General features: G+C 36.0%; 22 protein-coding genes. 1 reads left to right on the plus strand and 21 read right to left on the minus strand.

The features are described 5' to 3' along the window. Positions 1-59: 59 nt before the first annotated feature. The 21 genes from ACWG0P_RS03520 to ACWG0P_RS03620 form a co-directional block, all read right to left on the minus strand. Complete coding sequence (locus tag ACWG0P_RS03520; RefSeq protein ID WP_455800508.1) at positions 60-1,211, minus strand: hypothetical protein; 1,152 nt, start codon at positions 1,209-1,211, stop codon at positions 60-62. A 291-nt stretch (positions 1,212-1,502) separates the two neighbouring features. Then, positions 1,503-1,787, minus strand: coding sequence for an anaerobic ribonucleoside-triphosphate reductase (gene nrdD / locus ACWG0P_RS03525; protein ID WP_455793305.1), 285 nt, complete (start codon positions 1,785-1,787; stop codon positions 1,503-1,505). Between the two features lie 68 nt (positions 1,788-1,855). Then, a complete protein-coding gene (gene lepB / locus ACWG0P_RS03530; RefSeq protein WP_455793233.1) occupies positions 1,856-2,515 on the minus strand; it encodes a signal peptidase I in 660 nt (219 codons plus the stop codon). A gap of 126 nt (positions 2,516-2,641) precedes the next feature. Then, positions 2,642-3,037: an ATP synthase F1 subunit epsilon gene (atpC, locus tag ACWG0P_RS03535; protein ID WP_455800509.1), complete on the minus strand. Its 396-nt coding sequence runs from the start codon at positions 3,035-3,037 to the stop codon at positions 2,642-2,644. A 3-nt stretch (positions 3,038-3,040) separates the two neighbouring features. After that, on the minus strand, positions 3,041-4,441 hold the full coding sequence (atpD, locus tag ACWG0P_RS03540) for a F0F1 ATP synthase subunit beta (RefSeq protein WP_455793231.1): 1,401 nt from the start codon (positions 4,439-4,441) through the stop codon (positions 3,041-3,043). After that, positions 4,438-5,292: an ATP synthase F1 subunit gamma gene (atpG, locus tag ACWG0P_RS03545; RefSeq protein ID WP_455793230.1), complete on the minus strand. Its 855-nt coding sequence runs from the start codon at positions 5,290-5,292 to the stop codon at positions 4,438-4,440. Before atpG ends, atpD begins: the two co-directional genes overlap by 4 nt. Positions 5,293-5,295: 3 nt before the next feature. Continuing rightward, complete coding sequence (atpA, locus tag ACWG0P_RS03550) at positions 5,296-6,816, minus strand: F0F1 ATP synthase subunit alpha (RefSeq protein WP_455800510.1); 1,521 nt, start codon at positions 6,814-6,816, stop codon at positions 5,296-5,298. Between the two features lie 18 nt (positions 6,817-6,834). Then, positions 6,835-7,374 carry an ATP synthase F1 subunit delta gene (gene atpH, locus ACWG0P_RS03555; protein WP_455793228.1) on the minus strand — a complete coding sequence of 180 codons (540 nt, stop codon included), beginning with the start codon at positions 7,372-7,374 and terminating at the stop codon, positions 6,835-6,837. Beyond that, the gene (gene atpF, locus ACWG0P_RS03560; protein WP_455793227.1) at positions 7,362-7,880 is read right to left on the minus strand and encodes a F0F1 ATP synthase subunit B; all 519 of its coding nucleotides are present in this window, start codon (positions 7,878-7,880) and stop codon (positions 7,362-7,364) included. Before atpF ends, atpH begins: the two co-directional genes overlap by 13 nt. A gap of 30 nt (positions 7,881-7,910) precedes the next feature. Then, complete coding sequence (atpE, locus tag ACWG0P_RS03565; protein WP_455793226.1) at positions 7,911-8,153, minus strand: ATP synthase F0 subunit C; 243 nt, start codon at positions 8,151-8,153, stop codon at positions 7,911-7,913. Positions 8,154-8,182: 29 nt separating this feature from the next. Further along, positions 8,183-8,878, minus strand: coding sequence for a F0F1 ATP synthase subunit A (atpB, locus tag ACWG0P_RS03570; RefSeq protein ID WP_455793225.1), 696 nt, complete (start codon positions 8,876-8,878; stop codon positions 8,183-8,185). After that, positions 8,878-9,258: a hypothetical protein gene (locus tag ACWG0P_RS03575; protein ID WP_455793224.1), complete on the minus strand. Its 381-nt coding sequence runs from the start codon at positions 9,256-9,258 to the stop codon at positions 8,878-8,880. Before ACWG0P_RS03575 ends, atpB begins: the two co-directional genes overlap by 1 nt. Then, positions 9,251-9,430, minus strand: a complete 180-nt coding sequence (locus tag ACWG0P_RS03580; protein ID WP_455793223.1) for an AtpZ/AtpI family protein — start codon at positions 9,428-9,430, stop codon at positions 9,251-9,253. The genes ACWG0P_RS03575 and ACWG0P_RS03580 overlap by 8 nt, the downstream gene beginning before the upstream one ends. 3 nt (positions 9,431-9,433) lie before the next feature. Beyond that, positions 9,434-10,054, minus strand: coding sequence for a uracil phosphoribosyltransferase (gene upp, locus ACWG0P_RS03585; protein ID WP_455793222.1), 621 nt, complete (start codon positions 10,052-10,054; stop codon positions 9,434-9,436). A gap of 146 nt (positions 10,055-10,200) precedes the next feature. Beyond that, entirely contained in the window at positions 10,201-11,430 is a 1,230-nt protein-coding gene (glyA, locus tag ACWG0P_RS03590) for a serine hydroxymethyltransferase (protein ID WP_455800511.1), read from the minus strand. Between the two features lie 85 nt (positions 11,431-11,515). After that, complete coding sequence (locus ACWG0P_RS03595) at positions 11,516-11,947, minus strand: hypothetical protein (protein ID WP_455800512.1); 432 nt, start codon at positions 11,945-11,947, stop codon at positions 11,516-11,518. Between the two features lie 39 nt (positions 11,948-11,986). Then, positions 11,987-12,361 carry a transporter gene (locus ACWG0P_RS03600; protein ID WP_455800513.1) on the minus strand — a complete coding sequence of 125 codons (375 nt, stop codon included), beginning with the start codon at positions 12,359-12,361 and terminating at the stop codon, positions 11,987-11,989. A 10-nt stretch (positions 12,362-12,371) separates the two neighbouring features. Then, complete coding sequence (locus ACWG0P_RS03605; protein ID WP_455800514.1) at positions 12,372-13,106, minus strand: DUF5131 family protein; 735 nt, start codon at positions 13,104-13,106, stop codon at positions 12,372-12,374. An 18-nt stretch (positions 13,107-13,124) separates the two neighbouring features. Beyond that, on the minus strand, positions 13,125-13,565 hold the full coding sequence (gene rpiB, locus ACWG0P_RS03610; protein WP_455793217.1) for a ribose 5-phosphate isomerase B: 441 nt from the start codon (positions 13,563-13,565) through the stop codon (positions 13,125-13,127). A 53-nt stretch (positions 13,566-13,618) separates the two neighbouring features. Further along, positions 13,619-14,809, minus strand: a complete 1,191-nt coding sequence (locus ACWG0P_RS03615; RefSeq protein WP_455800515.1) for an AfsR/SARP family transcriptional regulator — start codon at positions 14,807-14,809, stop codon at positions 13,619-13,621. A gap of 20 nt (positions 14,810-14,829) precedes the next feature. Beyond that, positions 14,830-15,618, minus strand: coding sequence for a TatD family hydrolase (locus tag ACWG0P_RS03620; RefSeq protein WP_455800516.1), 789 nt, complete (start codon positions 15,616-15,618; stop codon positions 14,830-14,832). A gap of 258 nt (positions 15,619-15,876) precedes the next feature. On the opposite strand from ACWG0P_RS03620, the gene ACWG0P_RS03625 reads away from it, so the two are divergent. Continuing rightward, complete coding sequence (locus ACWG0P_RS03625; RefSeq protein ID WP_455800517.1) at positions 15,877-16,341, plus strand: bactofilin family protein; 465 nt, start codon at positions 15,877-15,879, stop codon at positions 16,339-16,341. The last annotated feature ends 25 nt before the right edge of the window (positions 16,342-16,366 follow it).

A 16,366-nucleotide genomic window follows, 5' to 3' on the forward strand; every position in this document is an offset into this window, starting at 1 on the left:
CTTACACAATTGGTTTATTTTCTTACACATGTGGAAAAAAACAGAAGCAATCGCTTCTGTTATTCGTATTTCGCAAGTTCTGTTGTCTTTTCTGCTATTTTCTTTTCTAAATCTGTTTTCTTAGTTTTCAATGTATTAATCTTTGTATCTGCGTCTGTCATTTCAGTTCGATATGTTGCATCTTTTTTAGACTCTGTTTCATATTGTTGTTTTGCAAGAGTATACTGTGATTGTAATTTTAAATACTCATCGTAAAGTGCCTTTGCATCTTTACAGGTTTGTGCATTTTCATCAATTTTACATGTATCTTCTGCTGCTTTTTTCACAACTGCTTCTGAGTCTCCAATGCCTTTCATATTACCTTCAATAGAACTTACATTACTAAGTAATGTCGCGATATTGTTTAATTTTTCTTGTGCTGCTGTTTTTGCGCTTTCTGCACTTGCAATATCATCATTCACTTGTTTCAATTGTACTTCATATGCATCGATTTGAGAATTCAATTGTTTAATTACTGCACTATTGTCTTTGATATCTGTTTCATTTTCACTAGGTTTCTTTACTGGATCTTTTTCAGTATCCTTTGGATCTTCTTTTTTAGTAGGTTCTTCTGTTGGTTCATCTGAACTACCGTTAAAGAACATATATTTTATTCCAAAACCTGCACCTACTAATAAAACTACAGACAAAACACCAATGATTGTATACGTAATCATCTTGTTTACTTTTTTGGATTTCTCATCATCTTCTTCATCATCCTCAACACGTTTTGGTTCTATCTTTTTCTTTTTAATAGTTTCTCTGATATCTTCCTCTTCTTCATACTCTTCTTGACGCAAAGCACTACTAGAAGTCTTTGTTTCTTGATAAGGATAATCTTCAAACATCGGTTGTGAATTTGGTTCCACTTTATTTTTACGATCCATAATCACCAATGTTTTATCACTATCATCATTGAAGTTTACTCGTGTTTTTTCAAACTCATGATCTACACGAATATCAGGAATACTTGATTGTTTTTCCTTTGGAATGTTTATAAAAGCAGAGTCATTAGGATCAAAGGTAGGTTCACGTTTGACACCCTCTTCTTTTTGTTTCTTCATCTCATTAATTTTTCGGCGTAATTCATTATCTTCATTGTATTGGTGAATCATACCCGTTAAATCTACATCTTCATTATTATCAATATCATCTCGGTTATCTCTAAACATATAAACCCTCCATCTATATTTATGCATTTGTTTATTTATGGAAAGAGTGCCCACAAGATACCCCATGAACACTCCAATCGAATTTCTGCTTCTCAAAGGAGGAGAGAGAAATTTCGTTAATAAGTTACGCATAGCAGATCATTGGCTAGATGATTAAACGTGAACTTACACGCACATTATAACACTGAAAGCATTAGAATGTCATTTCTAAATCTTAAATTTAACTTAAAATTTTATATTTTCCATTATATTCCTTAGATGTATATGAAAAAAGCAGCACTTCTATGCTGCCTATGCGTGTTTTACTCTATCTTTTTCTTCTGCTCGTTTTCCATTATTGAAACGATCAACAGTTCCAACTAAATATCCAGTAATTCTTCTTATTTTTTCAAAGCCTTCTGGGTATAGATGATAACCTAATCCAACTTCTTCTCCATCAAATTTCAAATCAATGGATTGAATTTCTTTTTGAGGATTTTTCTCTCGTACATAAGCAATATAAGCTTTCGCTTCTTTTTCACCAATCTGTTCATTTGCGTTAATTTCAATGTCGTCTACAACAATCTGATAATCCATAAGATATCCTCCTATAAAAGTTACTCTTATTATAAATCTATTTTATTGGATGTTCAACTATTATGCAATTAGGACAAAGCTCCATTACGTACAATGTGCATCTCTGTGAATGGATATAAGACATATACGTCTTTTCCTTTAAAGTCTCCTTCTAAAAATGGACCGACAGCTCTAGAATCATGAGAATAGGGGCGATTATCTCCCATTAAAAAATATTCCCCTTCTTTTAAAGTTATTTTTTCAAAGTCTCCAGTAAATACTGGATTGATTTTATTTTTAAAATTATCTACATATTTCGTATCCAAGTAAGGTTCATCGATCGCCTGACCATTTACATATACAACGTCATCTTTTGCGTAAATGCTATCTCCCGGTAATCCAATGACACGTTTTACCCAGTTATCTCCACCAGTAATTTTATCATCACTAACAACAACTACATCGAAACGATTGATACCATGGATTTTCACATCAATTACGTTCATTACGCCGATTTGTTTGTTTTCTAAGGTTGGAGTCATACTGACGCCTTCTACTTGTACAGGTTTAACTACAAATGTTGTCAGTAGAAAAACAAACACAGCACAAATTACAAAGGTTTTAAATAAATCCCATATTTCATATGCGATGCCTTCTTTTTTAGGCTTCATTTTTTTATTTTTCTTGATTTGTTCTTTCGTTGTTTCTGGTATATCTATCTCAGCTTCAAAGCGTACTTCTTCATCCATATAGTTCATCCTCTCACTCTTGCTATTTATTATAGCACCACTTCTACAAAACATAACTATAATCTTCTAAAGATTTTGAAAGAAAAGGAATAAATCATACTAGTTTATATAGAAAAAGAACACTGTTTAGTGTTCTTCGCGTATTTTAATTCGGTTAATTGCTTTGGCTAAAGCGATTTCCGCTCTCTTCAAATCAATTTCTTCAGTTTTCTTTGCCAGACGTTTTTCCGCACGTTCTTTAGAGCGTCTTGCACGTTCTAAATCGATTTCTTCTTTTCCTTCAATCGCATCGGTTAGAATTCTCATTTCATTATCGTTAATTTGTAATAAACCACCAGCCAAAGCATAGCTATGACTAGTTCCATTTATTTTTAGAGTACAACGACATGTATCAAGCATTGCGACCAATGGGATATGACTTGGTAGAATGGTACGATATCCTTCCACTGTCTTTACGTTGATAGATTCTATTTCTTCTTCTAAGTAAAGACCTACTGGAGTTATGATCTTAATCTTGATCATAGGCTATCCTTCTAATGTCTTGGCTTTTTCAACCGCATCTTCGATGGTAGATACGAACATAAATGCCATTTCTGGTAAATGATCATATTTTCCTTCTAGAAGTTCTTTGAAGCTACGAATGGTATCTTCTCTTGATACATAACATCCTTTAATACCAGAGAATACTTCCGCTACGTTAAATGGTTGAGATAAGAAGTTACGAACACGACGTGCACGGTTTACAATAATCTTATCTTCTTCACTCAATTCATCCATACCAAGAATGGCAATGATGTCTTGTAGTTCTTTGTAACGTTGTAATATCTCTTGTACACCACGTGCTACTGCGTAATGTTCATCTCCTACTACTAGTGGATCTAGAATACGTGAACTTGATTCCAATGGGTCCACTGCAGGATAAATTCCTAAAGCCGCAATATCACGGTCCAATACTGTTTTCGCATCAAGATGCGTAAAGGCAGTTGCTGGAGCTGGATCGGTTAAGTCATCCGCAGGCACATAGATTGCCTGCACAGATGTAATAGAACCATTTTTTGTAGATGTAATACGTTCTTGTAATTGTCCCATCTCTGTCGCAAGTGTTGGTTGGTAACCTACGGCACTAGGCATACGTCCTAGTAAGGCACTAACTTCACTTCCTGCTTGTGTGAAACGGAAGATGTTATCAATAAATAACAATACGTCTTGATGATCGTGATCACGGAAGTATTCTGCCATAGTAAGACCTGTTAGTCCAACACGCATTCTAGCTCCTGGTGATTCATTCATCTGTCCATATACAAGTACTGTTTTATCAAGGACTCCGCTGTCCTTCATTTCGTGATACATATCGTTTCCTTCACGGGTTCTCTCCCCAACTCCAGTAACGACAGACATACCACCATGTTCTTTTGCGATATTGTGAATAAGTTCTTGAATTAGCACGGTTTTACCAACCCCTGCTCCTCCAAACAAACCGATTTTACCACCCTTTGCATAAGGACATAATAAATCGATAACCTTGATACCAGTCTCCAGCATATCTGCCGAAGTCTGTTGTTCATCAAAGGTTGGGGCATTTCTATGAATTGGTAAATATTCACACTTTTCTACTTTACCTAATCCATCAATTTCACGCCCTAAGACATTGAACATACGTCCTAATACTTCTTTTCCAACAGGAACACTAATTGGTGAACCTGTATCAATTGCCTCCATGTCTCGTACCAATCCATCGGTACTTCCCATTGAGATACAACGTACACGGTCATCTCCAATATGTTGCGCAGCTTCCACAACCAAAGATTCCTGATCTTTTAGTGGAATTTCAATCGCCGCTAACAATTGTGGTAGATTTCCATCTTCAAACACAATATCTACGACAGGTCCAATAACCTGTACTATCTTACCTATATTCTTACTCATGTATTCGCTCCTTCCATGGCATTTACACCACCAACAATTTCCGTTATTTCCTGGGTAATTGCGGCTTGCCTTGCCTGGTTGAACTCCAATTCCAAGGTTTCTTTTAATTCATCCGCATTATCTGTTGCACTTTCCATCGCCATTCTACGACTCGCCTGTTCGCTTGTCTTGGTTTCTAAAAAGTAACTGTATAACAATGATCGTAAATACAGTGGAATCAGTGTATTTAATATTTTATCACCCGCAGGTTCAAATTCTGTGATTGCTTTTGCACCAGTTTTTTCGCTAACACGTTCTTCTTTTTGAACAGGAAGAAGTTTCACAATTTCTGGTGTAAAGGTTACAGGGTTCACAAAACGAGTGTATAAAATTTGGATACTCGCAATTTCTCCATTGCGATAGTTCTCTAAAACACTATCTGCCAAAGCAGAAAGTTCCTGATAACAATCATCTTCCATTTCTACAAGAGATTGTACCACTTTGAAATCTTTGTTACGAATCCAACCATTTCCTCTACCACCAATCATCACAATATCATCATCATGACTTTCTTCTAGCATTCGGTATACATTGGCGTTGTAACCACCACACAATCCCATATCACTTGTAAATACAATCGTACAAGTCTTTCCTTCTCGTTGTGTTAAGAAAGGATGGTCATTGTTTTCTATTGTGGATAAGATTTCTTGAACAGTTTCTTTTAGATAGTACGCATATTCGCGATTTTCTTCCATATACTGTTTCTGTTTCTTTAACTTACTAGATGCGACCAATTGCATCGCTTTTGTAATTTTCTGTGTAGATTCAACAGATCGAATACGTGCCTTAATGGCTAACTTACCCGCTGCCATAATCTACCCTTCCAATACATTTTTGAATTCTATCGCAAAAGTATCTAGAGCTGTTTTAAGTGATGCGCTAAGTGCATCATCAATGCTTTGTTTTTCATCCAATTCATGAAGAAGTTCTTGATGTTCACGAACCATGAATTTGAGCATTTCTTTTTCGTATAGTTCTACTTTTTCTGCGCTAATTTCACGTAGATATTTATTCTTTGCCGCAAACAAGGATACGACTTGATGCGTTGTAGGCATTGGATCGTATTGTTTTTGAATCAATAGTTTTGTTAGACGTTCACCATGTGCCAATGTTTCACTCGTTACTGCATCCAAATCACTACCGAATTTCGCAAAGGCTTGCATTTCACGATACTGTGCTAGTTCTAATTTCAATGAACCACTTACTTGTTTCATTGCTTTTATTTGAGCCGCACTACCAACACGTGATACAGATAAACCTGAATCTACGGCAGGACGAACTCCACTATTGAACAATTCACTCTGTAAGAAGATTTGCCCATCTGTAATAGAAATTACATTGGTTGGAATATACGCCGCAATATCTCCAGCTTGTGTTTCAATGATTGGTAATGCAGTTAAACTTCCTGCACCTAATTCATCATTTAATTTCGCTGCACGTTCCAACAAACGACTATGCAAATAGAATACATCTCCTGGATATGCTTCACGTCCTGGTGGACGTTTCAACAATAAGGACATCGTACGATAAGCTACCGCATGTTTACTTAAATCATCATATACAATTAGGACATCTTTTCCTTGTTCCATCCATTCTTCACCAATTGCACAACCTGCATAAGGCGCAATGTATTGTAAAGGAGCTGCATCACTTGCAGTAGAGGATACGATGGTTGTATAAGACATTGCATCATGACTTCTTAATTTTTCTACGATTTGCGCAACGGTACTAGCTTTTTGTCCAATCGCAACATAGATACAATATACTCCACGATCTTTTTGGTTAATGATGGTATCTATCGCAATGGCAGTTTTACCAGTTTGACGATCTCCAATAATCAACTCACGTTGACCTTTTCCAATAGGGATCATAGAGTCAATAATTTTTAATCCAGTCTGTAATGGTTGATGTACACTTTTACGTGTCATAACACCAGGAGCCACACGTTCTACTGGACGATATGTATCACTTGTTATAGCTTCTCCACCATCGATTGCTTGTCCTAGAGCATTTACAACTCGTCCAAGCATCATATCTCCGACAGGAACCTCAACAATCTTACCAGTACGGCGAACTTCATCGCCTTCTTTAATTCCTGTATCATTTCCCATTAAAACAGCACCTACATGTTCTTCTTCAAGATTCAGCACCATTCCATATACATCATGGGGAAACAGCAGTAGTTCACCAGCCATGGCATTTCGAAGTCCATATACTAAGGCAATCCCATCACCAATCGTGATCACTGTTCCTGTTTCACCAACTTCTATTTCATCATCATAACGACGAATTTGTTCTTTTAATAACTTGCTAATTTCTTCTGGCTTTAAACTCACTGCATTCACCTCACTTTCTTAAATTTTTGTCAATGAGACACTTTTGCGCATACGTTCCAATCTAGAAACTGCGCTATTGTCTATAATTTCATCATTTATTTTTACACGGATTCCCGCAATTAAGTCTTCATCTACGCAAAGGCGCAAATCTATTTTCTTATGAAGCTTGTTTTCCAACGCTTTGATTAAACGTTGTATTTCATCTTCTTTCAAAACAGAGGCGCTACGTACATAAACGACTTGTATATTATTTACTTCGTTGTAGCTTTTTATGTATTCTTTTACGATATCATGTAAGGAACGAAAATGTCCTTTATCAATCAAAAGCTTCAAGAAATTTAAAAGCGTTGCATCCAAATCTTTTGCGTATACTTTTTCTAGTACATCTTTTTTTTCTGCTCGTGAAATTTTAGGATGTGAAAGAATGGTATAGAAATCTGCTTCTGCCATTGTCTCATCCACAAATTGCAACTGTTCTTTGTACAAATCCAAAGTTTTATCTTCCAAAGCAATAGAAAAAATTGCCTCACAATAATTCTTCGCAACTAATCCTGCCATTTGTCTTCACCTACATGTTCAATAAAATCATCCACATAAGATTTTTGTTTGTCTTCATCAATTTCTTTTTTGACAATCTGCTTCGCAGCTTCAAAGGCAACATCTACAACAGCTTGTTTCATTTCGCTTTGCGCCTGCACTTTTTCGCGTTCCATATCTTGATGTGCTTTCGCTTTGATATGTTCCGCTTCCTGTTTCGCTTTGGCTACTATTTCTTTCTTCTCTTCACCAGCATGTTTGACTGCTGTTTCTACAATCTCATGTGCTTCACTTTTCGCACTTGCCATTTGTTCTTCATAGCGTGCCTTATAAGTTTCACCAGCAATTTTAGCATCTTCTCCTGCTTGAATATCTGCAGCTATCATATCGTGACGTTTCTTAAAATAATCCAAAATAACGTCCCAGAAGAAATGCTTCGCTACCAGGCACAAGATCAAAGTAGAAATACAGACAAGAATAACATCCACAAGATCAATACGCAGGTAATTTGATATATTAATATCCATATGTATCAAACCCTCCTAACTTGTAGTTTGTTATACTGCGAAAATTAAAATCAAGGCAATAATTAAGGCATAAATACCAGTTGTCTCTGCCATGGCAATACCAAGTACCATGATACTACGAATTTTTCCAGCAGCTTCTGGGTTTCTACCAACAGCTTCTGCACCTTTACTTGCGGCAATACCCTGACCAATACCAGGACCTAAACCAGCAATCATTGCAATACCCGCACCTAAAACCGCCATACCTTGTACAAAATATTCATTGAATTCCATATTATTTTCCTCCTTATAGTTTTCAATTTTTAATCTTCATCACTTGCCATACTATCTGATAAAAAGAAACTGGCAATCGTAAAGAAGATGTAGGTTTGTATTAAACCTGAAAATATATCGAAATATGCGTGTAAGAATGGTGTAATTGCCAATCCTACAGCTCCAAAAGGCATAAATCCTTTCAATAGTGAGTAGACCATCCCAACGATGATACTTCCCGCTAACATATTCCCGAACAAACGCAGTGATAAGGAAATCGGTAATGCCAAATCTCCTAATATATTCATTGGTAAGAACAAGAAAAATGGTTCACACCAGCCTTTTAATTTTGCTTTAAGACCATTCTCTTTGATGCTTGTATAATGAATCAACAAGAACATCATCAATGCCAATGTAATATTTACACTTAAATTACTTGTTGGTGGCTGTAATCCAATCAATCCCAATAAATTGCTTGGTGCCATCATAAATATCAATGTTCCAAAAAATGGTAGATAGTATTTTGTTCGATCTTGTAAATTGTCCGAAATAATACCCTTACCAAGACCAGCAACAATTTCACATAACAATAGGAATCCTTTTGGAGCTACCTTAGGGTCTGCTTTCTTTATTCTTTTACCAGCAAGTATAAAGAATATACTAAAGAGCAAACATAAGACGAGCCAATTAAATACAGATTCATGGATATATATGTGTAATCCTGCGATGGTAATATCAAATGCCACTAATCATCCTCCTCTCTTGTTTTTAAACTATAGAAAATGATAGCAATCTTATGACAAGTAAACCCCGCTAATAAAGCAAAAGCATTGATTCCACAAAAAATACTCGCCGCAAATACAAGACCATACATGAGGTAACGCATCATGTATCCAAAGTATCCACTTGCTTGGGCATTCCCTGCATATTCAATCGATTTTGTCATACGAGAAATCATTTGAAAACCTATCAATCCGACCAAAGCTCCAATTGCTACACCACCTACAACCTTATAGATGTTATGGTTCCACATCATAGCGATAATGGCACCAACAATCATTGCCACACCCATTAAAATGAAGGTTAAAACTTTGATTTTTTGATTCATACGTTGCAATTCATTCATCCTTGCTCAACTCCTTCCATAGAGTATAAAAATTACCGCCAATTGCATAGGCTAGAAACACGAGTATCATACAGGGAGCTGTATGTAATAACTCATCTAACCAAACTCCTACAACAGCCGCAATTAAACAGCTAAGTGTAAATGTCGCGAGCCACTTAATCGCCCACTTCATAGACTACTTCGTACCGAAGATTCGATCTCCCGCATCTCCAAGACCTGGAATAATATATCCTTTTTCATTTAGCTTTTCATCTAATGAAGCTAGATAAATATCCACTTCTGGATGTTCTTTTTCTACTGCCGCAACTCCTTCAGGAGCTCCAACCAAACATACCAAACGAATATTCTTCGCTCCTTGTTTTTTCACCATAGAAATTGCCGCATTCGCGCTACCACCTGTTGCCAACATTGGATCCACAATCATAACGACAGCATCATCAATTTCTTTAGGATACTTTTCGAAATACGTGTGAGGTTCTAATGTCTCTTCATCACGATACAACCCTACATGGGCAATCTTTACGGTTGGTATCAAGTTACAAATCCCATTTACCATACCTAGTCCTGCTCGAAGAATTGGTACCAATACGATTTCTTTTTCCAAAGAATACGTCTTACAGGTCGCAACCGGTGTATCAATTTCCACTTCCGCTAGAGGTATATCTCTTGTGATTTCATAAGCCATAAGACCTGCAATCTCATCAAGATTCTGTCGAAAGTCTTTTGTACCAGTTTCTTTCTTACGCATTTGTGTTAATTTATGCGTAATCAGAGGATGTTTTAATACATTTAACATAATAAACTTCTCCTTCTATTAAAAATACTTCACGGCATTATTATATCATGATTATATGTGTTTTTGCCTGTTTTATACAGTTTTTTCATGATTACAGAAAGAACTAATTACAAAAAAGGCTATCCGTTCGATAGCCTTAGGTAATTTTATTTTTCGTTTGGTAATGGAAAGTTCTCTGTTAACGCACATACTTCCTTATGTACTTCTTTGATTAACTCTTCATTATCCGCATTTTTTAGTACTTTTGAAATCCATAATGCGACTTGTTTAAACTCTTCTTCTTTGAACCCACGAGTTGTCATAGCTGCTGTTCCCAAACGAATTCCACTCGTTACAAATGGTTTCTCAGTTTCAAATGGAATAGTATTTTTATTACATGTAATACCCGCTTCATCAAGTAAGTGTTCTGCCACTTTTCCATTCATTCCAATGCTTGATTTAACATCCACTAAGATCAAATGGTTATCGGTACCACCACTCACAACACGGAAACCCTCTGCTTGTAATGTATCAGACATCACTTTACAGTTCTTGATTACTTGTGCAGCATAGTCTTTGAATTCTGGTTGCATTGCCTCATGGAAACATACTGCTTTCGCCGCAATCACATGCATCAAAGGACCACCTTGCATTCCTGGGAATACTTTTTTATCTAGTAATGGCGCGTGTTCTTTTTTACATAAAATAATTCCACCACGTGGCCCACGTAATGTTTTATGTGTAGTAGAAGTCACAAAGTCTGCGTAAGGTACAGGACTTGGATGTAATCCAGCCGCAACTAAACCTGCAATATGTGCCATATCTACCATGAAATAAGCTCCTACTTCATCCGCAATTTCTTTAAACTTCTTGAAATCAATGGTACGAGGATATGCACTTGCTCCCGCAACGATCAATTTAGGTTTCTTTTCTAAAGCTACACGACGTACATCTTCATAATCAATGGTTTGATCATCTTCACGTACTCCATAATCCACAAAGTCATAAAGTGTTCCACTAAAGTTCAATGGATGACCATGTGTCAAGTGTCCACCAGCCGTTAAGTTCATCCCAAGCACAGTATCACCTGGTTGTAAAAGTGCCATGTAAACACCCATGTTTGCTTGAGAACCACTATGTGGTTGTACATTGGCATGTTCTGCCCCAAACAATTCCATTGCGCGATTTCTTGCCAATTCTTCAATGACATCTACGTTCACACATCCACCATAATAACGTTTGCTTGGATACCCTTCCGCATATTTATTCGTAAGAATACTTCCCGCCGCATCTAATACATCTTTGGATACATAATTTTCTGATGCAATCAGCTCAATATTATACAGCTGACGCTTCGCTTCTTGTTCGATTGCTTCTTGAATTAACTTATCATTCATACCTTGACCTCCGTTCAATGAGTTTATTTTATCATATTCTTCGCAAAAATTTTCATAAATTTTATGAAAATAATCGCATTTTCTTTCATTTATCTAAAGCACGCTTATGTTGCATATGAACTCCGATATGTCCAACACCTAATATAAGTGCAGAAAGTATCATCCAGATGACATTTCCATAGATCCCTAATAGTAAAAATGCGATCACCGGAAGGCTCGCTCCCGCAATAGGTATCCCTGCAAATGAGCAATAAAAATCTTTCAACGTGCGCTCACTTCTAAAGTAGCGAATCCAGTACCCTTCATACAATAACATACATCCAAAAGAAAGCAGTAGCCAAATAGAATTCATAGTAATCACATGTATATTAAAATCGGTGAAACAAATAGCACATGCGCTTACACATACTTCTCCAACTCGTTCAAAATATTGTAACGCCTTCGATTCCCCATCTGCATCATATCCTTGTGGCATGCGCTTCGCCCACATAAGATTGGGTATGAATAACATCAACATATACACTAGACCTACATAGGAAATCCAAAGTGTCCCATATTAAGCTCCCTCGTTCTTCTCTTTACTTAGATATTTACGGATCACAAATATAACACCCACAGCCAATACACCCACCAAATTCTCCAAAGCACTATCATGATAAATAACAATCTGTCTGGCAACCGCATACAACAACACTTCTAGTACAGATTCTGGTGTATGTAAAATCAACATCTTTGCAAACTCAATCCCCACAACCAAAGTCAATACTGTTTTCATAAACGATTCCAATTGAAAGCTTCCTTCTTTTAATGCATTCCCTGCATAGAAAACAACATATATTGCCGACACTGTAATCGCAACAATCAACAGTACCGCAATCGCAAGTTCCAATCCTTTTGTGACTCTAACTAATTTTTCATTAATCCCCTTCATAATGCCTCCTTTATTTATATTGTGGATAATCCGCATGATAATCAATACCCGCTTTACGCGCTTGATGGTGTTGATCCTTTCTTAGAATACGGTATAATTTGCCATCTTTTCTAAATTTTGCACCTGTTTGTTTAAAGTAGAATTTAATATCTTTTTCAAGGCATTGTTGTCGAATATGTAGTATCCAATCATAATCGCAGATTCTTGCTTCCATTCCACTTTCCCCTCCAGCCGTTATTTGTTCAATGCTACTATCCAACCATGGTGTTAAATCAATATCCTCTAATAATGGTTCACAGATAATTGACTTATGTGCAATCTTTGCCTTCATATAAATTGGCATTCGATAAATTGCACGTTCTTGATTTTCAATCGTACAACAAATCATTACATTCTCATACCCATTGCCCCAATCCTGTGGAACACAACTTTCCAGTCGATCAATGCGTTTGGTAATCATAAAAAAGAAAAGATCTTCACGCTCTTTTATCATCGCCCACGCTTCATCACGCCATGCGTCCGCCTCTTCCACAAAAAAATCACTGGTAAAACAGGTATAGACTATGGTACCAGAAGGTATCTTATAAGAGCCGTCTCTTTTCTTTTGAATTGGATATTGAAAATTCTTCAGTCGTGTGACAATGGAACTGTCTTTATCGCGTCTTGCATCCATGCGATATACATAACAGTTCTGACATCCTGCGCTCAGTTTATGGCATCCATGCCAGGGATTCCAACTTGCCATACTATGAATTCCTTTCTTTTATTTTTCTAATGCACTTACTTTATCAATTCTTCTTTGATGACGTTCATCATGTGAGAATTCAGTATTCATCCAAACACGCACAATTTCTTTCATCAATTCTTCTCCAATGATACGTTGTCCCATTGCTAGTACATTGGAATCGTTATGTTCTCTTGTAAGTTTTGCACTCAATGGATCGTTGCATAATGCACAACGAATTCCTTTTACTTTATTGGCTGCAATACTGACCCCTATACCAGTACCACAAATGACAATACCACGATCACATTCTTTGTTTGCTACAGCTTTTGCGGCAGGACCTGCATAATCTGGGTAATCCACAGATGCACAACTATCTGTCCCAAAATCAACAACTTCATGTCCCATTTCTTTCATCATGCCTTTGACAATTTCTTTGTACTCAAATGCACCATGATCACAAGCTACTGCTATTTTCATATTCATATCCTCCTTGATGTGTTTTTATTATAACAAATATCATCTAAAAGTTACTAGATAATATCTCGAATATCAAACGTCAAATTGATTTCTCTATGTTTCTTTTTCATTTCAAACTTACTGACAATACGATCAATTGCCTTCATACAACCTTCCAATTTAGAGGTTGCTACGATAATTGCAAATTGTGTACTATTACACTTTGAGTACACATCATTTTTACGTAAATCTTCCATGATGACTTTGTGTAGAATATCTGCCTCTTCTTGAAAATGCGTTTTACTCAATGTTTCTTCTTCACTAGATAGTGTTAAAAGTACCAAATATTTTGCACGTGTGGAACGATGTGCAGAACGTTGATTGATTTGATAGATATTGCGGAAGATTTCAAAGTCACAATAGAAAGCTCCTGTATTATTACGAGTTTCATTTAAATTTTCTTCCAATGATGTAACACTTAATGAATTTTGTAAAGATTTCTCAGATAATAGCTTATAAATTTCCTTCATACGATTGGTTGGTTTTACACCCATATTGCTATAGTACATATCTACTACACGATGATAATAGGAAATTGCTAAAGCTATTTGATTTAATTTATAATACGCAAAAAGTTTGCACTCATGAACACTACTATGATAGAACTGTTTGAAGTCAATATAACTACAAACTTCTATAATATACTCATATTTTTCTTCTTCCATATATAATTTACAAGCTTTTTCCACCGCATGTAACATCATACTATGATAATGTTCACGTAAGTCTCTTACCCATGCCTCAGAAGAAAACTCATACATAAAACTATCGTTATATCTAGAACATAGTTGTAAAGCATCCATACGAATATCTTCTATATTCTTTTGATTCACAATACGTTCACATAAAACTTCCATATCATCGATATCTATGATTTGAGGAACCTCTGTGTTCCATGCATACGCATTTCCTTTTGAGATAATGCATTTCTTCTTTTTATCATCCGGATAAAACAAAGACATTTCTTTTCTTGCACGGTATACTAAATTACGAAGTGCTCCTTCTGGATTATCAATATCATGATCTGGCCATAACACGTCCATTAACACTGATTTTGTAGCCATACTTTGACGATGTGCGATTAAATATGCAATTAAAATGATAACCTGAACACTCTTTTTGCGATCCTTTGGAAATCGATTGTATTCATTTTCAATTGTAAACTCGCCCAACATGTGAATTGTTAGCATATTTTTTTTCTTCATAGTCTTTACCTCTGGTAGCATTATTTTATCATGCTAGCGCCCTTTATCGCAAATAACTTGCTATAGTTCTTTTCTAATTGCCTACTTAATTCTTCCTCGTCCATACCTTTAATATCACAAAGCTTCTCAAATGTGTGTGTCACATACATTGGTTCATTTTGTTTTCCACGAAGAGGATGTGGTGTCAAATAAGGAGAATCTGTTTCCACAAACAATCGATCAAGCGGTATTTCCTTAGCGCATTCCACTGCACCTTTGGAATTCTTGAACGTAAGCGGTCCTGCGTAAGATATATACAACCCTAATCCCATCAATATTTTCGCAGTTTCTAAGCTACCACTGTAACAATGCATAATCCCTTTGCACGGTGCATAAGATTTCAGAATCTCTATGGTATCCTGCGTTGCATCACGCATATGAATCAAAATTGGTTTATCATACTTTTGTGCAATTTCAATTTGCCTTTTAAACCCAACCTTTTGATCATCTCTTTCCACATCATCCCAGTGATAATCGAGTCCTATCTCACCTAATGCAATAAGCTTATCTTCAGACAACAAACTTTCTAAGCGCTCATAATCCTCTTCTTTGAAAGCGTACAAGTCATTTGGATGAAACCCTAATGCAATATCTAATGGATATCCTTTCTCCTTCCACAATACTGCACGCTCATATTCTACAAAGTTTGTACAAACTATCAACAATCGTGTCACATAATGCTCGATTGCATTTTTCAAAACCTCTTCAATTCGCTCATATAATGCATCACAAGTGATATGACAATGCGTGTCAATCATATTATATTCCATAAAGCGTCTCCTTTATTTATGACTTTATTGTAATATAAATTGTTAAAAATATGAAGATAATCTTACAAACCTTTTCAATTTATTTATTTCACATAGTATTTTGTCGTATAAAATCAATAATTTTCCTTTTATTTCACTATATTTATGGTAAAATAAAGACAGTTAATTCACATGTAGCCATGACTTAAAACCCTTATTTTATAAGGATATCGCGAAAATGACTACGTCTATCTAAAAAACATACAAGGAGAAATGAAAATGTATAACGTCGAAAATGAAACTTATGGTGTAGATGAAGTAAAAGTAGACACTGTATTTAGTACATCAACGGTTTTAACTGGGGATTTAAAAGTGCAAGGAAATTTAGTGATGTCAGGGAAAATTGTTGGGAATGTGGAATGTAGTGGAGATTTAAAAATCGATGGAAGTGTAGAAGGAAACATCAAATGTTCAAATGCACGACTTGATCACGCTACAATTAAAGGAAATATTCAATGCAGTGGAAATCTTGAAGTTGTAAATGAAACAAACATTGAAGGGGATATCGTTTCTAACGATATCATAAACAATGGTAAAATTATTGGAAACTTAAAAATAAGTAACGAAGTTTGCTTATCAAAGAACGCTGTTGTGGAAGGGAATATTGAAGCGCAATCACTAGAGAGCGAAAAGGGTGCCATATTAAAAGGACAGATTTTCATAACGTCTTCTGGTTCTAAATAGAAATTATAGGCATATCCGGCTTGGA

The organism is Amedibacillus sp. YH-ame6, from assembly GCF_053848845.1.